Source organism: Streptomyces sp. JNUCC 64 (assembly GCF_054484115.1).
In genome coordinates this window covers 2,634,167-2,659,940 of the sequence record NZ_CM137015.1, presented here as the reverse complement: position 1 = coordinate 2,659,940, position 25,774 = coordinate 2,634,167, and the positions used below count along the sequence as shown (strand labels likewise).

The window sequence follows — 25,774 nt, the reverse complement described above, 5'->3', positions numbered from 1 at the left end:
ACCCCCGGAGCGGTTCATGGGACGTTATGTGATCCGGCGTCTGCTGCAGATGATCCCCGTCTTCATCGGCGCCACCCTGCTGATCTTCCTCATGGTCAATGTGATGGGCGACCCCATCGCCGGCCTGTGCGGACAGCGCGCCTGCGATCCGGCGACCGCCGCCCAGCTCAAGAAGGAGTTCGGCCTCGACAAGCCCGTGGTGCAGCAGTACCTCACCTACATGGGGAACGTCTTCACCGGCGACTTCGGCACCGCCTTCAACGGGCAGCCGGTCACCGAACTGATGGCGTCCGCCTTCCCGGTGACCATCCGGCTGACGATCGTGGCGATCCTCTTCGAGATCGTCGTCGGCATCACCCTCGGGGTCCTCACCGGGCTGCGCCGGGGCCGCCCGATCGACACCGGGGTCCTGATCGTCACCCTCGTCGTGATCTCCGTCCCCACCTTCGTCACCGGTCTGCTGCTGCAACTCCTCCTCGGGGTGGAGTGGGGCTGGGTCAGCCCCTCGGTGTCGCCGGAGGCCCGCTTCGACGAACTGATCCTGCCGGGCCTGGTCCTCGCCTCGGTCTCCCTCGCCTACGTCACCCGGCTGACCCGGACCTCCATCGCGGAGAACCGCCGCGCCGACTACGTGCGCACGGCCATCGCCAAGGGACTGCCCCGGCGCCGGGTGATCACCCGGCATCTGCTCCGCAACTCGCTGATCCCGGTGATCACCTTCATCGGCACCGACATCGGCGCCCTGATGGGCGGGGCGATCGTCACCGAGCGCATCTTCAACATCCACGGCGTCGGCTACCAGCTCTACCAGGGCATCCTCCGCCAGAACACCCAGACGGTGGTCGGCTTCGTCACGGTCCTCGTCCTGGTCTTCCTGGTGGCGAACCTGGTCGTGGACCTGCTCTACGCCGTACTCGACCCGAGGATCCGCTATGCCTGAGAACCTGCCCGACGACGGCGGCGCCATCGCCTCGACCGGGGCGGGCGGGGCGATGGACCTCGCCACCGCCGAGGGCGAGACGCTGGAGCGCGCCCCCGGCGGCCCCCTCGGCACCGGACCGGCGGGCAAACCGCGTTCGCTGTGGTCCGACGCCTGGCACGACCTGCGCCGCAACCCGGTCTTCCTGCTCTCCGGGGTGGTCATCCTCTTCCTGGTCTTCATCTCGCTGTGGCCCGGCGCCATCGCCACCGGCGACCCCCTCGACTGCAATCTGGCCGACGCCCAGAAGGGCTCCTCGCCCGGCCACCCCTTCGGCTTCAACGGCCAGGGCTGCGACGTGTACACCCGCACCGTGTACGGGGCCCGGACCTCCGTCACCGTCGGGGTGTGCGCCACCCTGGGGGTCGCCCTGCTGGGCTCCGTCCTCGGCGGCCTCGCCGGGTTCTTCGGCGGCACCTGGGACGCGCTGCTCTCCCGGCTCACCGACGTGTTCTTCGCGATCCCCGTGGTCCTCGGCGGCCTCGTGCTGCTCTCCGTCGTCACCAGCAACACCATCTGGCCCGTCATCGGCTTCATGGTCCTGCTGGGCTGGCCGCAGATCTCCCGGATCGCCCGGGGCTCCGTCATCACCGTCAAACAGAACGACTACGTCCAGGCGGCCCGCGCGCTCGGCGCCTCCTCCTCCCGGATGCTGCTGCGGCACATCGCGCCCAACGCCGTCGCCCCGGTCATCGTCGTCGCGACCATCGCGCTCGGCACCTACATCGCCCTGGAGGCCACCCTGTCGTACCTCGGCGTCGGACTGAAACCGCCCACCGTCTCCTGGGGCATCGACATCTCCTCGGCCTCCCCCTACGTCCGCAACGCGCCGCACGCGCTGCTGTGGCCCGCCGGGGCGCTGGCCGTCACCGTGCTCGCGTTCATCACGCTCGGCGACGCGGTGCGCGACGCCCTCGACCCCAAGCTGCGCTGAGGAGGCCGCGATGCTGCTCGACGTACGCGATCTACGGGTGGAGTTCCGGACCAGGGACGGCGTCGCCCAGGCCGTCAACGGCGTCAGCTACACCGTCGACGCGGGCGAGACGCTGGCCGTGCTGGGCGAGTCGGGTTCCGGGAAGTCGGTGACCGCCCAGGCGGTCATGGGCATCCTCGACACCCCGCCCGGCCGGATCACCGGCGGCGAGGTGCTGTTCCGGGGCGAGGACCTGCTGAAGCTCAAGGAGGAGGCCCGCCGCAAGATCCGTGGCGCGGGCATGGCCATGATCTTCCAGGACGCGCTCTCCTCGCTCAACCCGGTCCTCACCGTGGGGGAGCAGCTCGGGGAGATGTTCCGGGTGCACCGCGGCCTCTCCCGCAAGGAGTCCCGCGCCCGGGCCGTCGAGCTGATGGACCGGGTCCGCATCCCCGCCGCCGAGGAACGCGTCACCCAGTACCCGCACCAGTTCTCGGGCGGCATGCGTCAGCGGATCATGATCGCGATGGCGCTGGCCCTGGAGCCGGACCTGATCATCGCGGACGAGCCGACGACGGCGCTGGACGTGACGGTCCAGGCCCAGGTGATGGACCTCCTCGCCGACCTCCAGCGCGAGTTCACCATGGGCCTCATCCTGATCACCCATGACCTGGGCGTGGTCGCGGACGTGGCCGACAAGATCGCGGTGATGTACGCGGGCCGCATCGTGGAGACCGCCCCCGTCCACGACATCTACAAGGCCCCGGCCCACCCCTACACCAAGGGCCTGCTCGCCTCGATCCCGCGCCTGGACCAGAAGGGCCGCGAGCTGTACGCCATCAAGGGCCTGCCCCCCAACCTCACCCGGATCCCGTCCGGTTGCGCCTTCCATCCCCGCTGCCCGATGGCCCGGGACATCTGCCGCACCGACGAGCCGCCGCTGGCCGAGGTCTCCGCCGAGCGCCGCAGCGCCTGCCACTTCTGGAGGGAGACCCTCGATGGCTGACGCCGCCGCCCCGGCCGCCCCCTCCGGCGAGGAGGCCCTCGACGCGCTGACGGCCCCGGTCGCCCGGGGGGAGCCGATCCTCGAAGTCCGGGGTCTGGTCAAGCACTTCCCGCTGACCCGGGGCATCCTGTTCCGCAAGCAGGTCGGCGCGGTGAAGGCGGTGGACGGGGTCGACTTCGACCTCTACCAGGGCGAGACGCTGGGCATCGTGGGCGAGTCCGGCTGCGGCAAGTCCACCGTCGCCAAGACCCTGGTCCACCTCGAACGCCCCACCGAAGGGGTGATCAAGTACAAGGGCGAGGACATCACCCGGCTCTCGGGACGGGCCCTGAAGGCGGTGCGGCGGAACATCCAGATGGTGTTCCAGGACCCGTACACCTCGCTCAATCCGAGGATGACCGTCGGTGACATCATCGGCGAGCCCTTCGACATCCACCCCGAGGCGGCTCCCAAGGGGGACCGGCGCCGCCGCGTCCAGGAGCTGCTGGACGTCGTCGGACTGAACCCGGAGTACGTCAACCGCTACCCGCACCAGTTCTCCGGCGGTCAGCGCCAGCGCATCGGCATCGCCCGCGGCCTCGCGCTCAACCCGGAGATCATCATCGCCGACGAGCCCGTCTCGGCGCTAGACGTCTCGGTGCAGGCCCAGGTCATCAATCTGATGGACCGGTTGCAGAGCGAGTTCGACCTCTCCTACATGTTCATCGCCCACGACCTGTCGATCGTCCGGCACATCTCCGACCGCGTCGGCGTGATGTACCTCGGCAAGGTGGTGGAACTCGGTACCGACACCGAGATCTACGACCACCCGACCCATCCGTACACCCAGGCGCTGCTCTCCGCCGTACCGGTGCCCGACCCGGAGGCCCGGGAGCACCGTGACCGGGTCATCCTCACCGGTGACGTGCCCTCGCCCGCCAACCCGCCCTCGGGCTGCCGCTTCCGCACCCGCTGCTGGAAGGCCCAGGAACGGTGCGCCCTGGAGGTGCCCCTGCTGGCGGTCCCCGCGGAGTTCCGGTACGCGACGGGCCCCGCCGCCCACGACTCGGCCTGCCACTTCGCGGAGGAGAAGCGGGTGGTCCCCCCGGACCAGCCGCACCCTCCCGGCCCGCCGCACCCGCCCGCCGCACCTGCCGCACCCGCCCCGCAGGCCCCGCTCGACCGGCCGGGCCCGCCCGGCCTGGAGAAGCCGTCCGCTCCGGAGGAGCCCCCGGACCGGAAGGCCCCACAAGCACCTCCCACCCCACCGGATTCCTCCGGCGACCACGGTGACGCCCATGGCGACGGCGGCGAAGGCAACGGTCGAAGCGGCGGTGACGGCCACCGGGACCCCGGCGACGAAGGTCGTTAACACTCCGGCAACCCGCCCGCCACGGCCCCGATATACGGGCGCGACACGCTGACGGTCGTACGGCCGTGCGGGTGCCGTAGACCGGTCGGGCGCGGACCATGCCGCCCCGGCCGGTCAACCGCCGCCCGGCCCCGCCCGGGTCACTCCCTCCGCAGCGCGCGCCGCAGGAAGTCGACCTGGAGCAGCAGCAGGTTCTCGGCCACTTCCTCCTGGGCCGCCATGTGCGTCACCCCGGTCAGCGGCAGCACCTCGTGCGGCCGTCCCGCGGCGAGCAGCGCCGACGACAGCCGCAGGGTGTGCGCCATCACGACGTTGTCGTCCGCGAGCCCGTGGACCAGCATCAGCGGCCGGTGCGGTCCGGCGGCGGAGGACAGCCCCCCGTCGGTGACGAGGGAGTTGGCCCGGTACGTCTCCGGGTCCTGCCCGGGGTCCCCGAGATAGCGTTCGGTGTAGTGGGTGTCGTACAGCCGCCAGTCCGTCACGGGCGCCCCCGCGACCGCCGCGTGGAACACGTCGGGCCGTCGCAGCACCGCGAGCGCGGCCAGATAACCGCCGAACGACCAGCCACGGATCGCCACCCGGGTCAGATCCAGCGGGAACCGCTCCGCCAGCCCCCGCAGCGCGTCGATCTGGTCCTCCAGCGCCACCGTCAGATCCCGGTGGACGGCCTTCTCCCAGCCGGGGGAGCGACCCGGGGTCCCCCGGCCGTCCGCGACCACGACCGCGAACCCCTGGTCCGCGAACCACTGTGAGGTCAGATACGCGTTCTGCGCGGCGTACACCCGCTGACCGTGTGGTCCGCCGTACGGATCCAGCAGTACGGGCAGTCGTCCATCCGGCGTGTTCACACCGAGCGCTCCGGTGCCCGGGGCGCCCGGAGAGTACGTGGAGGGGAGCAGGACGGCGCACGGTACCCGTCGTGTGCCCCCTTCCGTGAGCGTCACGCGCGGGGCGAGAACCGGCCGTTCCGCGAACGAGGCCACCTCCGCCACCGGGACCCCGTCCCGCAGCACCCGGACCCGGCCGCCCGGCGCGTCGGGCACGGACGACACCAGCACGGTCACCGCCCCGTTGCGCACCGCCCGGTGCACCCCCGGCCCCTCGGAGACCCGCTCGGAGCCCCCCTCCCCGACACGGTGGAGATGGACCTCGCCGATCTCCGGAACCCCGGCCTCCGCCCCCGCCGAGGCCGACACCAGGACGTCCTCGTCCGTCACGTCGAGGACCGCCCGGACGTGCAGCCGCCCGTCCGTGAGCCTCCGTCCGCCCCGGACCAGCACCCGGGCGCCGTCCTCGTCGGAGATCCGCACGAGTTCCCCGCCGGGCGACCAGCAGGGCGTCCCGGCGAACAGTTCCAGCCAGGATCCGCTCTTCTCCGTGTGCACGGCCCGGGTGGCCCCGGTGACCGGATCCACCGCCAGATACGCCTGGGAGCGCTGGTCCCGGGCCTGGACGAGCAGCAGCGGCGGACCGGCCGCCGACCAGTGGACCCGGGCGAGGTAGGGGTACCGCTCCCGGTCCCACCCCACCTCCACCCGGGAGCCGTCCAGCCCCAGCACCCAGAGCCCCACCCCGGCGTTGGCCGTCCCGGCCCGGGGGTACGCGGTCCGCTCCGGCGCCCGCCCCGGGTCCGCCGGATCGCTGATCCACCACCGCGCCACCGGGGCGTCGTCGGCGCGCGCCACCAGCAGCCGGTCGGACCCGGGCGACCACCAGTGGCCCCGGGAACGTCCCATCTCCTCGGCGGCGACGAACTCCGCGAGCCCGTACGTCACGGTGTCCGCCTCGGGCGCGGCGAGCGTCCACCCGTGCCCCGCGCCCGCGCCGCCCCCGGAAACGCCGGAGCCGTCCGGGCCGCCGGGACCGTCCACGCCGCCGGGGCCGCCCACGCCACCGGGGTCCCCCGTACCGCCCGCGTCGCCCGGGCCACCGGAACCGCCGTCCGTCCCGTCCGCACGTGTCACCCGCAGCGCCCCCGCCGTCACATACGCCACGTACCGCCCGTCCGGGGCGGGGCGGGGGTCCAGCACCGGTCCCGGAACGGGGAGTTCACGGACCGTTCCGGTGCGCGGCTCCGCGACGAACAGCCGTCCGGAGAGGGTGAAAGCCGCCAACTCCCCGGCGCCGTCCGTGGCGTAGCCGACGACGCCCGCCCCGGACTCCCGGTCCCGCTCGCGCCGCGCGCGTTCCGCCGGGGACAGGTGCTCCGGGGCCCCGGAGAGCAGTTCCACGGGGTCGGCGAGCACCCGTTCGGCACCCGTCGGGACATCAAGTACCCAGAGAACATTCGTCCGATCGGTCCCCGTTCGGGACCTCAGAAAAATGACGCGTTCCCCGTCTGGCGACACGGAGAACGTCCTCGGTGCACCCAGGGAGAAGCGCTGAGTGCGGGCATACTGACGGGGGAAGGACAGGGGCTCGGAGGTCATCTTCCGACACTAGGGCGCATGCGCCCCCCTGTGCTGCCGTGAGCCGACCTTGTGCGATCCATACGATCACGCGGAAAGTTATGATCCGTAACGCAAGGTGGGTAGGACCCGCTGCATCCGACGCTCTTACCGTGACGGTCTTTTGGGAGGTGAACCGCCGTGGCACTCGAGATTTCGGCGGTGGTGCTGCTGGCGATCATCGTCTTCATCCTGATCAAGAAATCGGGGCTGAAGGGCGGTCACGCCGTCGTCTGCATGCTGCTCGGCTTCTATCTCGCCAGTTCCTCCATCGCACCGACGATCACCGAGGTCACCTCGAACGTCGCGGGCATGATCGGAGACATCGACTTCTGACCCTCCGGCCCGGTCCGGCCCGCCGTCCCGTACGCGACGGCGGGGAGTGCCGCGCCCCCACGGGGGCGCGGAGTACGGCGCGCCCCGCCCCCTCGGGCCTCCGCGCGCCGGGGGAGTGAACGGTATCCACGGGGCGCGCGCCGTCCGGCGCGCCTCGCATCAGGATCACAACAAGATCCGGTAACCCCTCCGTTCTCCCGACGACGGGCGCCCCGTCCTCGTAGGCTGTCCACATGATGGAACTGCCCGCCCGGCGCCTGCTGCTCGTGCACGCGCACCCCGACGACGAGTCGATCACCAACGGGGCCACCATGGCCAAGTACGCGGCCGAAGGCGCCCGCGTGACCCTGGTCACCTGCACCCTCGGCGAGGAGGGCGAGGTCATCCCGCCCGATCTGGCCCGGCTGACCGCCGACCGCGAGGACGCCCTCGGCGCCCACCGCGTGGGTGAACTGGCGGTCGCCATGAAGGTGCTGGGCGTGCACGATCACCGTTTCCTCGGCGGCCCCGGCCGCTATCGGGACTCCGGGATGATGGGCCTGCCGCAGAACCGCCACGAGGGCTCCTTCTGGAGCGCCGACCTGGACGAGGCCGCCGCCCATCTGGTGGAGGTCATCCGGGAGGTCCGCCCCCAGGTCCTGGTCACCTACGACCCCGACGGCGGCTACGGGCACCCCGACCACATCAAGGCCCACCGGGTCGCCCTGCGCGCCGCGGACCTCGCGGGCGAGCGCGCCTACCGCCGCGACCTCGGGGACCCGCACACCATCGAGAAGATCTACTGGAACCGGGTGCCGCGCTCCGTCGCGGAGGACGGCTTCGCCCGGCTCGACGAGGCCCTGCCGGGTCTGCCGTTCCCGCGCGCCGCCGCCCTGGACGACGTGCCCGGCGTGGTCGCCGACGAGCGGATCACCACCGTCATCGACGGCAGCGCCCACCTCGGGGAGAAGGCCGCCGCGATGCGCGCCCACGCCACCCAGGTCGAGGTCTCCGGCCCCTGGTTCGCGCTCTCCAACCGGCTCGCCCAGCCGCTGTTCGCCGTCGAGTACTTCGAACTCGTCCGGGGCACCGCCGTCGGGAGCCCGGAGACCGACCTCTTCGCGGGCGTGGCCCCCGCCGCGCCCCCGACCGTGTCTCCCGCCGGGTCCTCCGGCGCCGACACGATCGGGGCGCCCCGCGGGGCCGTTCCGGCGTCCGGCACCGCCGACGAGGGGGCCGCGGCCCGATGAGCGGCTCCCCCGCCGACCCGGCTCCGCGCCCCCGGACGGCCCCCGACGCGCCCGGCGGCTTCCTGCTCCAGGGGCCGCCGCCACCGGGCCGGATCGGCGCGTACGTGCTGCTGTTCGCCCTCGGACTGGTCATCGGCGCCGCCGGGGCGCTCGTCCAAGGCGGCTGGTTCCCGGGCGGGTTGCTGCTCGCCCTGGTCGGCACCGGCGGACTCTTCCTCGGCGGCGCGTTCGCCGTCGGGACGCGCGCCGGGGCCATCGCCCCGGCCGCCGGGTGGCTCGTCGCGGTGATCGTGCTCACCACCAGCCGTCCCGAGGGGGACTTCCTCTTCGCCACCGGCACCGGGTCGTACGTCTACCTGCTGGGCGGGATCGCCGTCGCTGTGATGTGCGCCACCCTCGGCCGGGTGGTGCAACCGGGCCGCGTTCCCGCCCGACTTGGCAAGTGACGTACCAGTTCGCCATAGCACGGCGGGGCGGGCGCGGCAGGGCTTTCACCGACTGCCGCGGCCCGCGTGTCGGCGGCGGCCAGTATGGTGGTGCGCGCCGCCGAACTACCCCAACCCGCGACGGGGGAAACCCCCGAGCGAGGTCGAGTCGGGCGGTGGAGCCAACCGGGAGAACCTGCCTTGAGTCGTGAAACTGACAGTTCGTCCTCCGGGCCGCACGGGCACGGAGGAGCCGCCTATCCGTCGGGGACGCCGCCGTACGGCACCTCCGGGGGCGCCGCCCCCGCGGTCGGAGCGGACGAGCGCCAGAGTGCCGACGCCTCCGCAGAGGACCGCAAGACCGAGACGACCCTGACGACCCGGGTCCGCATCAACATCCCCGGGTCCCGTCCGATCCCGCCGGTGGTCATGCGCACCCCGGTCGCGGAGGGCGACGGGCCCCAGGGCGCGGGCGCCGACACCGGAGCCGTCCAGCGGACCGCCCCGGCCGGGCCGCCCGCCGCCCCGGCCGCGCCCGCGCCGGCAGCCCCCGGCGCCCCCGCCCAGGGGGGCGAGGAGGAGCCGGAGAAGCCCAGCGCGTGGTTCGCCCCGCGCAAGCCGAACGCCCCGCGCGGCGGCCAGTCCGGCACCACGCCCGCGAACGGCACCCCCCTGCCCACCCGTTCGCCCGGCCGCGACGGCCCGGGGGAGCCCGGTGCCGCGCCCGGCGGCGGCACCCTCGGCGGACTGCCCGTCGGCGGCCCCCAGGACACCCACGGCGATCTGCCCTACTTCCACCCCGGCGCGCCGACCGGCGGCCCCCAGGGCCCCGAGGGGACCGGGGAGACGCCCCTGGCCGGGATCGGCCGGATGAGCGACGACACCGCCGTGCTCACCCCGCAGCAGCCCGCTCCCGTGTCCCCCGGCGGCCCCCTGGCCCCCGGCGGAGTGCCCGGCGGCGGCCTCGGCGTCACCCCCACCACCCCCGGTGACAACGTCGCCGGCCCCACCCTGAACAGCGGCATCCCCGTGGTGCCGCCCGGCCGGACCGAGGCGTTCCCCGGCGGTGGACCCGTCGTGCCCGAGCCCCCCGCCCCGGCCGCGGCCAAGCCCGCCCCGAAGCCCGCCCCGAAGAAAAAGAAGGGCCGCAGCAAGCTCGTCCTGCTCGGGGTGCTGGTCGTCCTCGGCGCCCTCGGGACGTACGGCGCCGGGCTGCTGCTCAACCACTCCGACGTGCCCAAGGGCACCACGGTGCTCGGCGTCGACATCGGCGGCGGCACCCGTGACGAGGCCGTCAAGAAGCTCGACGCGGCCCTCGGCGAGCGGATCACCAAGCCGCTCCGGCTCTCCGTCGACGGCCGGACGGTGCAACTCCGTCCCGACCAGGCGGGCCTGACGTTCGACACGGACGCCACCGTGGCCTCCGCCGCCGGGAGCGACTACCACCCGGTCTCGGTGGTCTCCTCGCTGTTCGGCGAGAAGCGGGTGGTCTCCCCGTCCATGCCGGTCGACACCGAGAAGCTCCAGGCCCAGCTGGAGCGCGCGGTGGGCGGCGCCGGGTCCGCGGGCGGTGGCGGAACGATCCGGTTCCAGAACGGCAAGGCCGTCGCCGTCTACGGCGAGTCCGGCAAGGGCGTGGACGTCAAAGCCTCCCTCGCGGGCGTCGAGGAGGCGTACCGGCAGCAGGTCGAGACCGGCCGCTCCACGCCGGTGCGACTGGCCGTGACCGACCGGGAGCCCACCATCGGCAAGGCCGAGGTCGACCGGATGATGAAGGAGTTCGCGCAGCCCGCGATGTCCGGACTGGTGAAGATCACCGCCGGTCCCACGGCGTTCATCTCGTTCAGCCCCGAGAAGTCGCTGCCGCAGATCATCGGCGTCAAGGCGGTCAACGGCAAGCTCGTGGACACCTACGACCAGGCCGCGCTCCAGACCCTGTACGGGGCCACCTTCGACGGCGTCCTGATCACCCGGGGGACCGGCGACAAGACCCCGGTCACCCCGCAGGACGTCGCCGCCGCGCTCAAGCAGGCGCTCACCGGCAAGACCGCGGCCGAACGCACGGTGGCGATCCCGCTCGACCCGTCCTGAGGCCCGTCCCCCGGCACGCCCGCCGGGAACGCCTCCCGCGCCCGCCCCGCCCGCTCACCCCGGGCGGGGCGGGCGCGGTCGTCCCGGCCCTCCGGACGGGCGACGGGGCCCGGACCGGGGCGGACCGGGCCGGGAGCCCGCGAGGGCCGCCGGAGGCCGTGCGAGCCGCCTGAAGGCCGCGTGTGCCGGAAGAGCGCCGAGACGGCCTAGTTGAGCCGGGCGCGGGCCGCCCGGGCCTCCGCGCGCACCCGTGCCGCGGCCGCCTCGTCCACCGCCGCCACCACCTCGGCGTACGCGTCCAGTTCCGCCGCGCCCCGGGTGAAGTCCCCGCGCCGCACCAGCACCCGGGCCCGCTCGTACCGCAGCCGCGCCGGGTGCGAGGGCAGCGCCAGCCCCAGCTCGACCGCCCACAGGGCCACGTCCGACCGCTCCGGACGGGCCTCGGCCCACGCCCGGACGTTGTTCAGGACCCGCACCAGGATCTCCAGCGGATCGGCGGGCCGCAGCACCTCCGGATCGAGCGGCGCCCCGGTGGCCCGCACCGCCAGGGCCTCGGCGTCATCCCCGGACAGCACCCGTCCACCGTCGAACGGATCAGCGAGCACCTGCTCTTCGGGGGGCCCGAAGCCCACCACGAAGTGCCCCGGCAGGGCCACTCCGTACACCGGGGCACCCGCCCTGCGGGCCACCTCCAGCCACACCACCGACAGCAGGATCGGCAGCCCCCGCCGCCGCTCCAGCACCACGTGCAGCAGTGACGACTCCAGCTTGCCGTAGTTCCCCGGGGTGCCCCGGAACCCGTACCGGCCGCCGAGCAGGTTCCCGACCGCCTCCGCCCAGGCCCGGGGCCCGCCCGGCCGGAACGGCAGCTCCCCGGCCAGCCGGTCCAGTTCCGCCTGCGCCGCGTCGAGGGCCGCCTCCCCGCCCGCCGCGAACGCCGCGTCCGCCTCCGCGCCCAGCAGCAGGCACAGCGCCGCCAGATCGGGGCGCTCCGCCCGTGCCTCCTCGGCGAACCTCCGCCGCCACCATGTCTCCCGCACGTGCCCGTCCGTTCAGTCGCCCTCAGGGGCCCGGTAGTGGTGATAGGCGTGGTGGACGGCGAAGCCCGCCCCGCCGTACAGCGCGAGGGCGGGGGCGTTGTCCGCCTCCACCTGGAGCCAGGCCGCCGACGCGCCCTCCGTCAGCGCCCGTTCCGCCAGCGCGGCCACCACCGCCGTGCCGAGTCCGCGCCGCCGGGCCTCCGGCGCCACCTCGACGGCCATGAACCCGGCCCAGCGCCCGTCCACGACGCACCGTCCGATCGCCAGCGGCGGTTCGTCCGCCGCCCCGGCGACCGAGGCGAACCACACCGAGGGACCGGCCTCCAGGACCTGCCGCACCCATGGGCCCGGCTCCCGCGACCGCTGGTAGCGGCGCAGCCAGCCCGCGTCGAAGCCGCGCTCCACCCGCACCCCGGCGGCGGGCTCCCGGCCGGGGACCGCCAGCGGCGCCAGCGGGGCGATCCGCACCTCGGCGGAGACCTCCCGGGTCCAGCCCCGCTCCTCCAGCGCGGCGCACAACTCCTCCTGCGCGCCGCGCGCCCCGGTCGCCGTCTGGACGTACGCGGGCAGCTCCCGCCGGGCGTACCACTCCCGCACCCGGGCCAGCGCCCCGTCCAGGGGGAGTCCCGGGTCGCCCAGCGGCAGCGCGGAGTTGGCCCGCCGGGTGAACCCCCCGGCCGCCCGCAGCTCCCATCCGCCGAGCCGTTCGCTCTCCACCGGCCGCCAGGCGCGGGCGGTCACCCGGGCCAGTTCGGGGTAGTCCGCGGCCGGGCCCCGACGGCGCGCGGGCGCGTCCGGCACGACCTTGCCCGCGACGAGTGCGGCGGCCTCGATCCGGACGGCCTCACCGGAACGCCTGGTCACCGTGAGCACTCCGGCGTCCCAGGATGTGAGAACCCCGACCGTGTCGGTGAACTCCACCCGCTCGTCCACCACCCGGTGAACCCGTCGAACGGAGACGCGTTTGCCCACGTCAGCAGGGGTGATACGGATCTCAAGCAAACCTCGTGCGCCGAATTCCACGCTTCTGTCCACCCCTCCTGTTCGGATCATGCCCCAGAACGGAGATACTAGGTGCGGGCATCGACGACGCCGCGCTCCCGCGCGCCCAGGCGGCGGAGCCTGCTTCAGGCCCGCCAGCGCCCTATCGAGGAGGAACGACAGCGTGACCTACGTCATCGCGCAGCCTTGTGTCGACGTCAAGGACAAGGCGTGCATCGAGGAGTGCCCGGTCGACTGCATCTACGAGGGCTCCCGGTCCTTGTACATCCACCCGGACGAATGCGTCGACTGTGGTGCCTGTGAGCCGGTCTGCCCGGTCGAGGCGATCTTCTACGAGGACGACACCCCGGACGAGTGGAAGGACTACTACAAGGCGAACGTCGAGTTCTTCGACGAGCTGGGCTCCCCCGGTGGTGCCAGCAAGCTCGGACTGATCGAGCGCGACCACCCCTTCGTCGCCGCCCTGCCGCCGCAGAACCAGTAAGCGGCCCCGGCCCGCGTCACACCCGGTCCCGTACGGCCCCGCCGTACGGGACCGCGGTGTCCACGGGCCCGGACCCAGGGACCCGCCCGTCGGCCCGGCGGCCGGCCGGGCGCGTCCGTCACGTACCGCCCGCACCGCAGAAAGCGATCCGCCCGTGTCCGCGACCGAAGCGCCCGTCGACCGCCTCCCCGACTTCCCCTGGGACAAGCTGGAGCCCTACAAGGCCACGGCCGCGGCCCACCCGGACGGCATCGTCGACCTCTCCGTCGGCACCCCCGTGGACCCCGTCCCGGACCTGATCCAGAAGGCCCTGGTCGCGGCGGCCGACTCGCCCGGGTACCCGACCGTCTGGGGCACCCCGCAGCTGCGGGACGCGCTCACCGCCTGGTGCGAGCGCCGGCTCGGCGCCCGGGGGATGACCCACCGGGGCGTGCTGCCGGTCGTCGGCTCCAAGGAACTCGTCGCCTGGCTGCCGACCCAGCTCGGGCTCGGCCCCGGGGACCGGATCGCCTACCCGCGGCTGGCGTACCCCACCTACGAGGTCGGCGCCCGGCTGGCCCGCGCCGAACCCGTCACCTACGACGACCCGCGCGACCTCGACCCCACCGGTCTGCGGCTGCTGTGGCTGAACTCCCCGTCCAACCCGACCGGCCGGGTGCTCCCCGCCGCCGAACTGGCGGACGTCGTCGCCTGGGCCCGCGCCCACGACGTGCTGGTGTTCTCCGACGAGTGCTACCTCGAACTGGGCTGGGAGGCCGACCCGGTGTCGGTGCTCCACCCCGACGTGTGCGGCGACTCGCACCGGGGCCTGGTGGCCGTCCACTCGCTCTCCAAGCGGTCCAACCTGGCCGGGTACCGGGCCGCGTTCGTCGCGGGCGACGAGAACGTCCTCGGCCCGCTGCTCCAGCTCCGCAAGCACGGCGGCATGATGACCTCGGCGCCCACCCAGGCCGCCGTGGTCGCCGCCCTGTCGGACGACGCGCACGTCGCCGAGCAGCGCGCCCGCTACCGTGCCCGGCGCGCCGTGCTGCGCCCCGCGCTGGAGGCGTACGGCTTCTGGATCGACCACAGCGAGGCGAGCCTCTACCTGTGGGCCACCCGGGACGAGCCCTGCTGGGAGACGGTCGCCCGGCTGGCGTCCCTGGGCGTCCTCGCCGCCCCCGGCGACTTCTACGGCGAGGCGGGCGCCCGGCACGTGCGGATCGCCCTCACGGCCACGGACGAGCGGGTCGCCGCCGCGGCCCGCCGGCTCGCCTGAGCCGCCCCCTCGCCCGGGCGTGACCGGGACCCGGACGCGGACGCCGCCCCGGGACCGTAGACGGCCACGGACACGGACACGGACGCGGCCACGAAGACACGGAAGGGCCCGGGAAGCCGCATCCGCTTCCCGGGCCCAGGACCTCCGGCCGTGACGATCAGCCGAGGGGCAGCTTCGGGGCGCCCGGCAGCCCGCCCTTGCCGGCCGCGCCGGTCACCCCGCCGAGCACCGAACCCGCGCCCCCGGTCGCCTTCTTCGCGGCGGGCGCGGCCTTCACGGCCTTCTTGGCGCCCTTGCCGACGGTCTTCCCGGCCTGCGGCACCGCCTTCTTGACCACCTTGCTGCCGGTGTCCCCGGCGACCGCGGTGGCGTTGGTGGTGGCGCCGTCCAGGGTGTCGCCGACGTTCGCGGCGTCCATCGCGCTCACCCCGCCCACCGGGGCGTTCATGGGCAGGTCCACGGCGCTCGCGGTACCGGCCGCGCCGACCACGGGCACCGCGCCCGCCGCCACCAGCAGTACGGCACGGGCGATCCGACGGGTCAGGGGGAGGGACATGATGCTCCTTCGAGGTTCGGCGGTGTCCGGCGGCCCGGCGGGCCCTGGGACGTCGTGACTACCGAACGGACGCCCGGGAGGTTGCGGCGACCGAAGGTAAAGAATCGGTAACGCATCGCATAATCCGCTGGACGCAAAAGCGGGCAAAGGGTGTTGGGGTCGAGGTGGCGCCGAGAGCCCTCCCGCCCGGTGCCGACCAGGGCTGAGGCCGGTTCCCGGAGGCCCGCGCCCACCCGGACGGCGACCGGCTCCACCACCGCCGCGCGCGACGGCCCGTGTCGCCCGGCCGGGTGACCCCCGGCCCCTACTGTCCGGTGACGATTCGGACCCGCTGGGCGTCCACCGCGCCCCCGGACGCCTGTGGCCAGCGGCCCGGCGGGGTGCCCGGCGTCCACTCCCGGCCCGCGTGGACGACCTTCCCGACGCCGAGCGCCGCCGCGTTGGCGACCGCCCAGTGCGCCAGCTCCCAGCCCCGCTGCCGCGCCCCCTGGGCGCCGCCCGGCCCCCCGGACACCGGCAGGACCACCTCCCGCGCCCCGGCCTCCGGGGCGGACTCCGCCGGGGCCCCCGCGGAGCCCTCCGGCACCTCGGCGCCCACCGGCGCCAGCGCGTCCTGCCCGAAGTCCCGCACCAGCGCGGCCCGGACGGCGGCGGGCGAACCCTGCGCGCGCACCCCGCCGCCCCCGCAGGTGAGGGTCGCCTCGGAACGGCCCGTCAGCGCGGCGGCGAGCAGGGTGGCGTCCGGCTCGTGCTTGGCGTACGCCTGCGGATAGCCGCTGAGCTGCACCCGCTGCGCGGCGACCGTCAGCGGCAGCCGTGAGTACCCGGCGACCTTCTCCAGCCGCTCGTAGAAACGGTTCGCGGAGTACACCGGGTCCGTGATCCGCTCGGCCGTGCCCCAGCCCTGCGAGGGGCGCTGCTGGAACAGTCCCAGCGAGTCCCGGTCGCCGTGCCCGATGTTGATGAGCGCCGACTCCTGGAGCGCGGTCGCCAGCGCGATCGTCACCGCCCGCTCCGGCATCCCGCGCGCCCCGCCGACGGCCGCGACCGTCGCCGCGTTCACCGCCTGCTCGGACGAGAGCCGGTACGCGGCGCCGTCGCCCTTCCCGGACACCACCGTGCAGTGGGCGCCGCCCCGGGCCCCGCCGAGCTGCTGCGCCGCCACGTAGCCGGTGACGGCGAGCAGGACCGCCACGGCCACCGCGCGGCGGGCCGGACGGACCCGGCGGACGGAACGGTGACGACCGGCGCGCTGCGGGACGACTGGGGCATCGGACACGCGTCCACCGTACTGGAGCCCGACCGGCCCCGGCGGTCGTCGTGAGCGGGGGAGTTAGGGTCGGTCCATGGACCGCACCCCGCCCGCCCCGCACCCCGCCGACGACCGCGCCCCCTTGGAGCGCACCGCCCTCGACCTGGACCAGGACGCCGCGCTGCTCACCGCCCAGCTCGTCGACTTCCCCTCCGAGAGCGGCACCGAGAAGCCGCTCGCGGACGCCATCGAGGAGGCCCTGCGCGGGCTGCCGCACCTGACGGTCCACCGGTACGGCAACAACGTCCTCGCCCGCACCGAACTGGGCCGCGCCGAGCGGGTGGTGCTCGCCGGGCACATCGACACCGTCCCCATCGCGGACAACGTCCCCTCCCGGCTCGACGGGGACGGCGTGCTGTGGGGGTGCGGCACCTGCGACATGAAGTCGGGCGTCGCCGTCCAGCTGCGGATCGCCCGCACGGTCCCCGAACCCAACCGCGACCTCACCTTCGTGTTCTACGACAACGAGGAGGTCGCGGCCGAGCTGAACGGGCTGCGGCACGTGGCCGAGGCGCTCCCGGAGTGGCTGGAGGCCGACTTCGCGGTCCTGCTGGAGCCCTCCGACCAGCAGGTCGAGGGCGGCTGCCAGGGCACCCTGCGGGTGCTGCTGCGCACCCGGGGGGAGCGCGCCCACTCCGCGCGCTCCTGGATGGGCTCCAACGCGATCCACGCCGCCGCCCCGATCCTCGCCCGGCTCGCCGCGTACCAGCCGCGCTACCCGGTCATCGACGGCCTGGAGTACCGCGAGGGGCTGAACGCGGTCCGCATCGAGGGCGGGGTCGCCGGAAACGTCATCCCGGACCTCTGCACGGTCGCCGTGAACTTCCGGTACGCCCCCGACCGCACCCCCGAGGAGGCGCTGGAGCACGTCCGGGAGGTCTTCGCGGACTGCGGGGTCGAGGAGTTCGTGGTGGAGGACCACAGCGGCGCCGCGCTGCCCGGGCTCTCCCACCCGGCGGCCCGCGCCTTCATCGAGGCGGTGGGCGGCGAGCCGCGCCCCAAGTACGGCTGGACGGACGTGGCCCGGTTCAGCGCGCTGGGCGTGCCCGCCGTGAACTACGGCCCGGGGAACCCGCAGCTCGCCCACAAGCGGGACGAACACGTGCACACCGGGAAGATCCTGGCGGCCGAGGACCGGCTGCGCGGTTGGCTCACCGCCCCCTGAACCGGGGCGTGGCCGGGAACAGTGGTCCCGGACATCCGGAATTACGGTGTTCGTCATCCCCGTGGATCTACGCTGAGGGGGCTACACCGTCAGTGGAAGGGGAGTTCTATGGGCGTTCCGGACGCACAGGGTCCACCGGAGGAGCAGGTCGTCGGCCCCGTGGTGCGACGACGGGGGCAGATCCAGCCCGGCACCACCGACCAGCGGCTGCTGGACACCGAGGAGGACTCGGGGTGGGTGCACACCGACCCCTGGCGGGTCATGCGCATCCAGTCGGAGTTCGTCGAGGGCTTCGGCGCGCTCGCCGAACTCCCCAGCGCGATCAGCGTCTTCGGCTCCGCCCGCACCCGGCCGGACACCCCGGAGTACGCCTCCGGGGTGGAGATCGGGCGGGCGCTGGTGGAGGCCGGGTTCGCGGTCATCACCGGCGGCGGCCCGGGCGCCATGGAGGCGGCCAACAAGGGCGCGCGGGAGGCCAAGGGCGTCTCCGTCGGCCTCGGCATCGAGCTGCCCTTCGAGCAGGGCCTCAACCCGCACGTCGACATCGGGGTGAACTTCCGCTACTTCTTCGTCCGCAAGACGATGTTCGTGAAGTACGCGCAGGGCTTCGTGGTGCTGCCGGGCGGCTTCGGCACCCTGGACGAGCTGTTCGAGGCGCTCACCCTGGTGCAGACCCGCAAGGTCACCCGGTTCCCGATCGTGCTGTTCGGCACCGCGTACTGGAACGGCCTCGTGGACTGGCTCCGCGACACCGTGATCGCCAGCGGCAAGGCGGCGGAGAAGGACCTGCTCCTCTTCCACGTCACCGACAGCGTCGAGGAGGCCGTGCAGCTGGTCACCAAGGAGGTGGCCCGCTAGGGCCCGGCCGCCACGGGCCGCCACGGCCGTCCCGGCGCCCGGCCGTGAGGCCCGGCTCCGGGTCCGGTCGTGACGTCCGGCCCGGACGTCGGGCCCCGGGTGCGCACCCGGGGCCCGACGCCGTCGCGGCGCGGGTGGGCCGCCGCACCGGTTCCGCCGGTACCGGATCCGCGCCGTGCCGTTTCGGTCGCCGAGCCGAGCCGAGCCGAGCCGGGGCGGGCCGAGCCGAGCCGAGCCGGGGCGGGCCGAGCCGAGCCGAGCCGGGGCGGGCCGGAGCCGGACAGGTCAGGCGAGGCCGCGCCGGGTGGCCGCCGGGGGCCGGTGACCGGCGATCGACGCCACCATGTCCAGCACCTGCCGGGTCTCGGCGACCTCGTGCACCCGGTACACCCGGGCCCCCAGCCAGGCGGAGACCGCAGTGGTCGCCAGGGTCCCGATCAGCCGCTCCTTGACCGGCCGGTCCAGGGTCTCCCCGACGAAGTCCTTGTTGGACAGGGACACCAGCACCGGCCAGCCCGTCGCCGTCATCTCCCCGAGCCGCCGGGTCGCCTCCAGCGAGTGCCGGGTGTTCTTCCCGAAGTCGTGCCCGGGGTCGATGAGCACCGACTCCCGGGGCACTCCGAGCGCCACCGCCCGCTCCGCGAGCCCCACCGTCACGTCGAGGACGTCGGCCATCACGTCCGCGTACTCCACCCGGTGCGGCCGGGTGCGCGGCTCGGCGCCGCCCGCGTGGGTGCACACCAGACCCGCCCCGTACCGGGCGGCGACCTCCGCCAGCTTGGGGTCGACCCCGCCCCAGGCGTCGTTCAGCAGGTCCGCGCCCGCCTCGCAGGCGGCCTCGCCGACCTCGTGCCGCCAGGTGTCCACACTGATGACCACGTCCGGGAAGCGCCGCCGCACCTCGGCCACGAAACCGATCGTGCGCCGGATCTCCTCCTCGGTGGTGACCTCCTCGCCGGGGCCCGCCTTCACCCCGCCGATGTCGACGATGGCCGCCCCGTCCGCCACCGCGCTCGCCACCCGGGCGAGCGCCGGTTCGTCCTGGAACGTCGCCCCCCGGTCGTAGAAGGAGTCCGGGGTGCGGTTGACGATCGCCATGATCACCGGCTCGTGCGCGCCGAACGCGCGCCTGCCCAGCCTGAGCATCCCCTGTGGTCCCTCCGGTGAACGCGCCGCCGTGGCGGGCGTTCCGTCGTCGCGGTGCTGATCGGTCGCCTGCGACCTTAACCGCCGACGGCGCATGGCACGATCGGGCCTGACACTTTTCGTGCCGGTCCCCGCCCGGGCCGGCGACCGGACCAGGGGACCGCCGCATGGTCATGTTCTTGTTCCTGCTGCTCGCGCTCGTCGTCGTGGTCGGGGCGGTGACGCTCGCCGTGGTGGGCGGCGGCGAGAGCGGACCGCTGCCGACGGCCCCGCCGGAGCGGTTCACCGAGCCGCTGCCCCCGGACCGCCCGGTGACCAGGGCCGACGTGGACGGGCTGCGCTTCCCGCTCGCCCTGCGGGGCTACCGGATGGCGGAGGTGGACGAGGCGCTGGGGCGGCTGGGCGCCGAACTGTCCGAGCGGGACGTCCGGATTCAGGAGCTGACGGTCGCCCTCACGGTGGCCCGCGCCGTCCCGGCGACCGCCGACCGGGCCCCGGCCGGGCCCGCGCTCACCAAGACCGGCCCGGCGACGGAGGACGCGGCGCCCGCCGGTGACCCCGCCGGTCCGGCCGGGGAGCCGGAGGGGACTGACGGGCCGTCCGGGGCGGAGCGCCCGTGAGCGGGGCGGACCGGGGCGCGGTCACCGGGACGGACGGACGGGCCCGCTGCCCCTGGGGGCTGTCCAGCGAGGACTACACCGCGTACCACGACGAGGAGTGGGGCCGTCCGGTCCACGGCGACGACGCCCTGTTCGAGCGGCTGTCCCTGGAGGCGTTCCAGTCGGGGCTGTCCTGGATCACGATCCTGCGCCGCCGGGAGGGCTTCCGCCGGGCCTTCGCGGGCTTCTCGATCACCGAGGTCGCCGCCTTCACCGAAGGTGACGCCCAGCGGCTGCTCGACGACCCCGGGATCATCCGCAACCGGGCCAAGATCGAGGCCACCCTCGCCAACGCGCGGGTGCTCGACGGCTGGCCGGACGGCGAACTGGACGCGCTGATCTGGTCCCACGCCCCCGACCCGGCCACCCGCCCGGCCCCCCGGCTGCTCGCCGACGTGCCCGCGGTGACCGACGGGTCCAAGGCGCTGGCCAAGGCGCTCAAGGCCCGTGGGCTGCGTTTCGTCGGGCCCACCACCGCGTACGCGCTGATGCAGGCGTGCGGGCTCGTCAACGACCATCTGGACGCCTGCTGGGCCCGGCCGGACTCGGGCCCGACCGGGACCGATCGCGACTGAGCGGGACTGAGCACGGCTGAACCGGAGCCGACCGGGGCGACCGTCCGTCCGGTCGTGATCGTCCGTCCGGTCGCCCTCAGCGGCCGAGGAACCGGTGCGGCTCCTTGGTCACGAAGGCGGCGACCGCGATGGCGTGGTCCTCCGAGGCCCCGGCCCGGGTCTGCAGCTCGTCCTCCTTCTCCAGGGTCTCCGCCAGCGAGTGGGACTGGGCGAAGGCGAGCGACTCCTTGATCCCCGCGTAGGCGACGGTGGGCCCCCCGGCCAGCCGTCGCGCCACCCGGAGGGCCTCGGCGGCCAGCTCCGCCGAGGGGACCACCCGGGTGGCGATGCCCAGCTCCAGGGCCTCGGCCGCGTCGATCGCGCGGGGCAGGAGCAGGAGATCGGCGGCGCGCCCGGGGCCCACCACCCGGGGCAGCGTCCACGACAGCCCGGAGTCCGCGCTCAGCGCGACCCCGGCGAAGGCGGTGGTGAACGTCGCGGTGTCGGCGACCACCCGGACGTCGGCGGCGAGCGCGAAGCCGAACCCGGCCCCGGCGGCGACCCCGTTCACCCCGGCCACCACCGGCTTGGCCATCCCGGTGAGCGCCCGCAGGACGGGGTTGTAGTGGTCGTGGACGGTCCGCATGCTCGCCCCGGCCCCGGCCGGGGTGGCCCGGCTCGCGGCGAGGTTCCCGATGTGCTCCTTGAGGTCCTGGCCCACGCAGAAGGCGCGGTCGCCGGTGGCGGTCAGCAGGACGGCCCGGACCGCGCCGTCGGCCGCGGCGGCCTCGACCGCGTCCCGGAGCGCGACCTTGGTCACCGTGTCGAGCGCGTTCATCGCGCCGGGGCGGTTGAGCGTGATCGTCGCGAGTCCGTCGCTCACCTCGTAGAGCACGGTGTCTGCCATGACGGGGTCCTCTCCGGGCGGGGTGGGCGTCCGGGCGCCCGAAAGCGCCTCCGGACCGCCCTGGAACGCGGTCCGGAGGCCAGCATGACGGAGATCACGACCCATCCGTATGTGACCTGCGTCAAAGAATTCCAGGTCCCGGAAACCTCCCACGAACGCCCGGTATCGCGCCCACGTCGTCGAATTGGGTGGTTTTGCGGGTGCGCGTTGCCCAAGCGATGCGGACCGATGTTGGTCATCAGGTCCTGGCATGCGGGATAATGGCCGGGAAGCAATGTGTTCGATGCCGGACGCCTGCCCTGCGAAAGGGGACGTCGGCGGATGACGATGAGCTGGTTTCAGGAAGGGGAACGAGCATGGCGGCCATGAAGCCGCGGACGGGCGACGGCCCGCTCGAGGTGACCAAGGAGGGGCGGGGCATCGTCATGCGAGTTCCGCTCGAAGGCGGCGGTCGGCTCGTCGTGGAGCTGACTCCGGACGAGGCCGGAGCGCTCGGCGACGCCCTCAAGAAGGTCGTCGGCTGACGGAAGTCCCGACCTGACCGAGCTTTCCCGCCGCCCCGGCACCGTACGCGGTGCCGGGGCGGCGGCATGCTCGGAACCGGTTCCGATGGGCCCGGCCCCTCGCGTTCCCTCGGATGCCGCGCCGGGGGAACCCGCCCTCACCAGGGGGCGATCACGCTCCGTGACGTCTCTGGAGGGCCCCGTTTCCGTTCCCTCCATGAGCGCGAGCGGGTGCGACCGGGCGCCCGGGGAGCGCGCGAGGAGCGGCGGTGCCGGTGGCGCGGGCGGCGCGGATGGTGAGGACTGCGAGGTCAGAGGGTTCCGGGGCGGGGGGAGGGCCCCGTCACCGCTTCACCGCGCACAGCAGTCCGTCCCCGACGGGCAGCAGCGAGGGCACCAGATCGGCGTTCTCCCGGACCCCCCGCACCAGCTCCCGCAGCTTCAGCACCTCGGCGGGCTGGGGTCCGGAGTCCACGGTGCGGCCGTCCGCGAAGACGCCCTCGAAACAGACCAGCCCACCGGGGCGCAGGAGCCGCAACGATTCGCCGAGATAGTCGAGGCACTCCATGCGGTCGCCGTCGCAGAAGACGAGGTCGTATCCGCTGTCCGCGAGGCGCGGCAGAACGTCCAGCGCGCGTCCCGGAATGAAGCGGGCCCTATTGGTGGCGAAACCCGCGAGCCGGAACGCCTGCTTCGCGAACTGCTGGCGCTCCGGTTCCTGGTCGACCGTGGTGAGGACCCCGTCCGGTCGCATCCCCTGCAGCAGATGTATCCCGGAGACGCCGGTACCGGTGCCGATCTCGGCGACGGCCTTGGCGCCCGCCGTGGCGGCGAGCATCCGCAGCGCGGCGCCGGTCGAGGGGGACACCGGGCGCAGCGCGACCTCCCGGGCCCGGTCCCGGGCCCAGTGCAGCGCCTCCTCCTCGGCGACAAAGGCGTCAGCGAACGCCAAGCCCGTGTGCCGGTTGCCGGTAATGACCCTCTCCTGTCCCCCTGGGATGTCTGGCCGTGACTGTATCCGCTGACGGCGGGAACCCGCAGATGGGACCAGGCGTTATGGAGGGTGGGGAACGAGGTGCGACGGGAATCACTGGACGGCGGGGGCGGGCGATGGGTCGAAGCGGGCGGCAAGTCCTGACGCATGGCCAGAACCACGTACCAAATTCACGTAAAATTGCTTATCCGGAGCTAACGGGCGGGGTGGCTATGGTAGGGGCTCCACTGGACACCACCAGAGCCGACAGGGGAGGTGCGGCTGCGCCCGCGGAGAGGGGAGGAGTGCTGCGGCGCCTCCTCAGACCACCGGGTGAGCCGAAATCCGTGACCTACACCGCTGACCACGCCGTCCACTCCGCTCCGACAGCGACCTTCACCGCCGACGCGGACGCGCAGCCGTGGACTCCGCCCACCTGGGAGGAGATCGTCAGCACCCACAGCGGCCGGGTCTACCGCCTCGCCTACCGCCTCACCGGCAACCAGCACGACGCCGAAGACCTCACCCAGGAGGTCTTCGTCCGGGTGTTCCGCTCGCTGTCCACCTACTCGCCCGGCACCTTCGAGGGCTGGCTGCACCGCATCACCACCAATCTCTTCCTGGACATGGTGCGCCGCCGTCAGCGCATCCGCTTCGACTCCCTCGGGGACGACGCGGCGGAGCGGCTGCCCAGCCGGGAGCCCTCCCCGCAGCAGGTCTTCAACGACACGCACTTCGACGCCGACGTCCAGCAGGCGCTGGACACCCTCGCGCCGGAGTTCCGCGCCGCCGTGGTCCTCTGCGACATCGAGGGCCTGTCCTACGAGGAGATCGCCGCCACCCTGGGCGTCAAGCTCGGTACGGTCCGCAGCCGGATCCACCGTGGCCGCTCCCAGCTGCGCAAGGCCCTCCAGCACCGGTCCCCGCACGCCCGCGCCGAGCGCCGTGCGCCCGTGGTCACCGGTGTCCCCGCGCTGGGAGGAGGAGGCGCGAGCGCGTGAGCGGAACACGTCCGACACCTGTCGAGCAGCACCTGGGAGACCGGCTCGCCTCGTTCGTCGACGGCGAGCTGGGTCATGACGCGCGGGACCGCGTCCTCGCCCACCTCGCCACCTGCCCCCGCTGCAAGGCCGAGGCCGACGCCCAGCGCCGTCTGAAGACGACCTTCGCCGAGGCGGCGCCCCCGCCTCCGTCCGAGACCTTCCTGGCCCGGCTCCAGGGTCTGCCCGGCGGCGGTCTGCCGGGTGGCCCCGGCGGCCCGGGCGGTGGCTTCCCGGCCCGGGACCGCGGTCCCTTCGGCTCCCCCGTCTTCGAACCGGCGGGCGAGGGATTCGCCCATGCCCCGGCGCTGGTCCCCGACGCCTCCGGCCCCTCCGGTCAGGGGTTCCGCATCCATCCGGTGGGACGGTCCGGCACCGAGCGGCCCCCCGTACGCGGCCGTCGCCGCTTCGCCTTCGCCGCGGCCGGAGCCGTCTCCTTCGCCGCCATCGCGCTCGGCGGGGTCAGCACGGTCGGCGTCCCCGTGGACGGGGGCGACGCCCGTGGCCCCAGCAGCAACAACGTCACCCCGCTGCGCGGGCAGGGCACCACCGTCCCCGCCGGGGACGGCCAGCGTCGCCGGGCCGCCACCCCGATGCTCGGTCAGCGCACCGGCGGGGCCCTCGCGGCGCCCGTGGCGCCCGCCCCGGCCGCGGCGCCCCTGCGGCCCGGCACGGTCGCACCGGGCACCCGGCCGCTGACGGCGGTGCACGCGCTGGCCGCGCCCCTGCTCGCGGGCGCCTCGGTGACCTCACCGCTGCTGCACCCCGTCCCTCCGGTCACCGTGCCGTTCCCCCCGGTCCTCCACGACCGGCCGAACGCGGTGCCCCCCGCCGACGACCCTGCCCTGGGCGTCGGCGCGTCCGCCGACCCCCTCCCCGCCCGGGGGGAGCGGCCGAAGCCGAACCCCTCGCCCGCCTGGGCGGCGGTCCCCGGGACATCCCGCTGACGGGTGCCCCCGGGGCGGCCCGGGGGCGGTCCGGGGAGTCGTTCCCCTTCAAGGCCCGCCCCCGGACCTGATTGAATTCCGCAGGGGGCGCGCCTCGGGGGAGGGACGGCCGCCCAGCCGATGAGCCATGAGCGGCGACCGCCGCGCAGCCGGGTGTTGGGGAGACGATGGACGAGCGCGAGCCGACGAGGTGGAGCCGTCCCGCTCCCGGAACCCCCGGCGAGGGCGTGGACCCCGCGACCGCGCAGGGCACCCCGCCTGCCGGGTCCCCGGAGGCGCCCCGCCATCCGGACACCACGGATGCCACGGGCGTCACGGACGCCGCAGACGTCATGGACACCGCCGCGTCCGCCGCCTCCGCACCCGGCGGGACGGACCCGTCGCCCACCGCCGACGGCCCGGCTCCGCCCGGCGCCGGTCCGGGCGCCCCCGAGCCGTCCGCCTCCCTTCCGGCGGCCGACCTGCCGTCCGCCCCGCAGCCGTCCGTCTCCCCTTCGGCGGCCCCCGAGCCGTCCGGTTCGGTACCGCCCGGCGTACCGGTTCCGTCCGGGGCCGGGCCCGCCGCCCACGGTGAGGTGCCCGGTGGCCCGGCC

The 25,774-nt window shown here is 74.3% G+C and carries 25 protein-coding genes; 17 read left to right on the top strand and 8 right to left on the bottom strand.

Annotated features, from left to right (window positions below):
• Window positions 1-16 precede the first annotated feature (16 nt).
• Genes ACVWNX_RS10615 through ACVWNX_RS10600 form a run of 4 tightly spaced genes read left to right on the top strand, consistent with a single transcriptional unit; the run spans window position 17 to window position 4,249 of the window.
• Entirely contained in the window at window positions 17-940 is a 924-nt protein-coding gene (locus ACVWNX_RS10615) for an ABC transporter permease (protein ID WP_454413652.1), read from the top strand.
• Window positions 933-1,913, top strand: coding sequence for an ABC transporter permease (locus ACVWNX_RS10610; RefSeq protein WP_454413651.1), 981 nt, complete (start codon window positions 933-935; stop codon window positions 1,911-1,913). The genes ACVWNX_RS10615 and ACVWNX_RS10610 overlap by 8 nt, the downstream gene beginning before the upstream one ends.
• 10 nt (window positions 1,914-1,923) lie before the next feature.
• Window positions 1,924-2,898, top strand: a complete 975-nt coding sequence (locus tag ACVWNX_RS10605) for an ABC transporter ATP-binding protein (protein ID WP_454413650.1) — start codon at window positions 1,924-1,926, stop codon at window positions 2,896-2,898.
• The gene (locus ACVWNX_RS10600) at window positions 2,891-4,249 is read left to right on the top strand and encodes an ABC transporter ATP-binding protein (protein WP_454413649.1); all 1,359 of its coding nucleotides are present in this window, start codon (window positions 2,891-2,893) and stop codon (window positions 4,247-4,249) included. Before ACVWNX_RS10605 ends, ACVWNX_RS10600 begins: the two co-directional genes overlap by 8 nt.
• A 140-nt stretch (window positions 4,250-4,389) precedes the next feature.
• Here ACVWNX_RS10600 and ACVWNX_RS10595 read toward each other — a convergent pair whose 3' ends face one another.
• Window positions 4,390-6,678: a S9 family peptidase gene (locus ACVWNX_RS10595; protein WP_454413648.1), complete on the bottom strand. Its 2,289-nt coding sequence runs from the start codon at window positions 6,676-6,678 to the stop codon at window positions 4,390-4,392.
• A 159-nt stretch (window positions 6,679-6,837) separates the two neighbouring features.
• Here ACVWNX_RS10595 and ACVWNX_RS10590 point away from each other — a divergent pair, with 159 nt between their 5' ends.
• The 4 genes from ACVWNX_RS10590 (at window position 6,838) to ACVWNX_RS10575 (ending at window position 10,777) form a co-directional block, all read left to right on the top strand.
• On the top strand, window positions 6,838-7,032 hold the full coding sequence (locus tag ACVWNX_RS10590) for a hypothetical protein (protein WP_454413647.1): 195 nt from the start codon (window positions 6,838-6,840) through the stop codon (window positions 7,030-7,032).
• A gap of 233 nt (window positions 7,033-7,265) precedes the next feature.
• Window positions 7,266-8,261 (top strand): N-acetyl-1-D-myo-inositol-2-amino-2-deoxy-alpha-D-glucopyranoside deacetylase, encoded by a 996-nt coding sequence (gene mshB, locus ACVWNX_RS10585; protein ID WP_454413646.1) that lies wholly within the window; start codon window positions 7,266-7,268, stop codon window positions 8,259-8,261.
• Entirely contained in the window at window positions 8,258-8,707 is a 450-nt protein-coding gene (locus ACVWNX_RS10580; protein WP_454413645.1) for a DUF6113 family protein, read from the top strand. The genes mshB and ACVWNX_RS10580 overlap by 4 nt, the downstream gene beginning before the upstream one ends.
• 180 nt (window positions 8,708-8,887) lie before the next feature.
• On the top strand, window positions 8,888-10,777 hold the full coding sequence (locus tag ACVWNX_RS10575; RefSeq protein WP_454413644.1) for a peptidoglycan binding domain-containing protein: 1,890 nt from the start codon (window positions 8,888-8,890) through the stop codon (window positions 10,775-10,777).
• Window positions 10,778-10,983: 206 nt separating this feature from the next.
• Here ACVWNX_RS10575 and ACVWNX_RS10570 read toward each other — a convergent pair whose 3' ends face one another.
• Entirely contained in the window at window positions 10,984-11,817 is an 834-nt protein-coding gene (locus ACVWNX_RS10570) for a transglutaminase-like domain-containing protein (RefSeq protein ID WP_454413643.1), read from the bottom strand.
• Window positions 11,818-11,829: 12 nt separating this feature from the next.
• On the bottom strand, window positions 11,830-12,840 hold the full coding sequence (locus ACVWNX_RS10565) for a GNAT family N-acetyltransferase (protein ID WP_454414708.1): 1,011 nt from the start codon (window positions 12,838-12,840) through the stop codon (window positions 11,830-11,832).
• A 142-nt stretch (window positions 12,841-12,982) separates the two neighbouring features.
• Between ACVWNX_RS10565 and fdxA the strand changes: the two genes are divergently transcribed.
• A complete protein-coding gene (fdxA, locus tag ACVWNX_RS10560) occupies window positions 12,983-13,303 on the top strand; it encodes a ferredoxin (RefSeq protein WP_351240873.1) in 321 nt (106 codons plus the stop codon).
• Window positions 13,304-13,457: 154 nt separating this feature from the next.
• Window positions 13,458-14,561 (top strand): succinyldiaminopimelate transaminase, encoded by a 1,104-nt coding sequence (gene dapC / locus ACVWNX_RS10555; protein ID WP_454413642.1) that lies wholly within the window; start codon window positions 13,458-13,460, stop codon window positions 14,559-14,561.
• 157 nt (window positions 14,562-14,718) lie between these two features.
• On the opposite strand, the gene ACVWNX_RS10550 is transcribed toward dapC, so the two are convergent.
• Together ACVWNX_RS10550 and ACVWNX_RS10545 are read right to left on the bottom strand one after the other, a co-directional pair.
• On the bottom strand, window positions 14,719-15,117 hold the full coding sequence (locus tag ACVWNX_RS10550; RefSeq protein ID WP_454413641.1) for an ATP-binding protein: 399 nt from the start codon (window positions 15,115-15,117) through the stop codon (window positions 14,719-14,721).
• Between the two features lie 304 nt (window positions 15,118-15,421).
• Window positions 15,422-16,396 (bottom strand): heavy metal transporter, encoded by a 975-nt coding sequence (locus ACVWNX_RS10545; RefSeq protein WP_454413640.1) that lies wholly within the window; start codon window positions 16,394-16,396, stop codon window positions 15,422-15,424.
• Window positions 16,397-16,511: 115 nt separating this feature from the next.
• On the opposite strand from ACVWNX_RS10545, the gene dapE reads away from it, so the two are divergent.
• Together dapE and ACVWNX_RS10535 are read left to right on the top strand one after the other, a co-directional pair.
• Complete coding sequence (gene dapE / locus ACVWNX_RS10540) at window positions 16,512-17,594, top strand: succinyl-diaminopimelate desuccinylase (RefSeq protein ID WP_454414707.1); 1,083 nt, start codon at window positions 16,512-16,514, stop codon at window positions 17,592-17,594.
• Window positions 17,595-17,702: 108 nt separating this feature from the next.
• A complete protein-coding gene (locus ACVWNX_RS10535; RefSeq protein ID WP_454413639.1) occupies window positions 17,703-18,452 on the top strand; it encodes an LOG family protein in 750 nt (249 codons plus the stop codon).
• Window positions 18,453-18,737: 285 nt separating this feature from the next.
• Here ACVWNX_RS10535 and folP read toward each other — a convergent pair whose 3' ends face one another.
• Window positions 18,738-19,598 carry a dihydropteroate synthase gene (gene folP / locus ACVWNX_RS10530; RefSeq protein WP_454413638.1) on the bottom strand — a complete coding sequence of 287 codons (861 nt, stop codon included), beginning with the start codon at window positions 19,596-19,598 and terminating at the stop codon, window positions 18,738-18,740.
• Window positions 19,599-19,771: 173 nt separating this feature from the next.
• On the opposite strand from folP, the gene ACVWNX_RS10525 reads away from it, so the two are divergent.
• A complete protein-coding gene (locus ACVWNX_RS10525; protein ID WP_454414706.1) occupies window positions 19,772-20,218 on the top strand; it encodes a DivIVA domain-containing protein in 447 nt (148 codons plus the stop codon).
• Window positions 20,215-20,832: a DNA-3-methyladenine glycosylase I gene (locus tag ACVWNX_RS10520; protein WP_454413637.1), complete on the top strand. Its 618-nt coding sequence runs from the start codon at window positions 20,215-20,217 to the stop codon at window positions 20,830-20,832. Before ACVWNX_RS10525 ends, ACVWNX_RS10520 begins: the two co-directional genes overlap by 4 nt.
• A gap of 76 nt (window positions 20,833-20,908) precedes the next feature.
• Here ACVWNX_RS10520 and chcB read toward each other — a convergent pair whose 3' ends face one another.
• On the bottom strand, window positions 20,909-21,718 hold the full coding sequence (chcB, locus tag ACVWNX_RS10515) for a 2-cyclohexenylcarbonyl CoA isomerase (protein ID WP_454413636.1): 810 nt from the start codon (window positions 21,716-21,718) through the stop codon (window positions 20,909-20,911).
• Between the two features lie 356 nt (window positions 21,719-22,074).
• On the opposite strand from chcB, the gene ACVWNX_RS10510 reads away from it, so the two are divergent.
• The gene (locus ACVWNX_RS10510; RefSeq protein WP_069086806.1) at window positions 22,075-22,242 is read left to right on the top strand and encodes a DUF3117 domain-containing protein; all 168 of its coding nucleotides are present in this window, start codon (window positions 22,075-22,077) and stop codon (window positions 22,240-22,242) included.
• Between the two features lie 322 nt (window positions 22,243-22,564).
• On the opposite strand, the gene ACVWNX_RS10505 is transcribed toward ACVWNX_RS10510, so the two are convergent.
• Window positions 22,565-23,221, bottom strand: coding sequence for an O-methyltransferase (locus tag ACVWNX_RS10505; RefSeq protein ID WP_454414705.1), 657 nt, complete (start codon window positions 23,219-23,221; stop codon window positions 22,565-22,567).
• Window positions 23,222-23,427: 206 nt separating this feature from the next.
• On the opposite strand from ACVWNX_RS10505, the gene sigE reads away from it, so the two are divergent.
• Together sigE and ACVWNX_RS10495 are read left to right on the top strand one after the other, a co-directional pair.
• The gene (gene sigE / locus ACVWNX_RS10500) at window positions 23,428-24,195 is read left to right on the top strand and encodes an RNA polymerase sigma factor SigE (protein ID WP_454413635.1); all 768 of its coding nucleotides are present in this window, start codon (window positions 23,428-23,430) and stop codon (window positions 24,193-24,195) included.
• On the top strand, window positions 24,192-25,181 hold the full coding sequence (locus tag ACVWNX_RS10495; protein WP_454413634.1) for an anti-sigma factor family protein: 990 nt from the start codon (window positions 24,192-24,194) through the stop codon (window positions 25,179-25,181). The genes sigE and ACVWNX_RS10495 overlap by 4 nt, the downstream gene beginning before the upstream one ends.
• Window positions 25,182-25,774 lie beyond the last annotated feature (593 nt).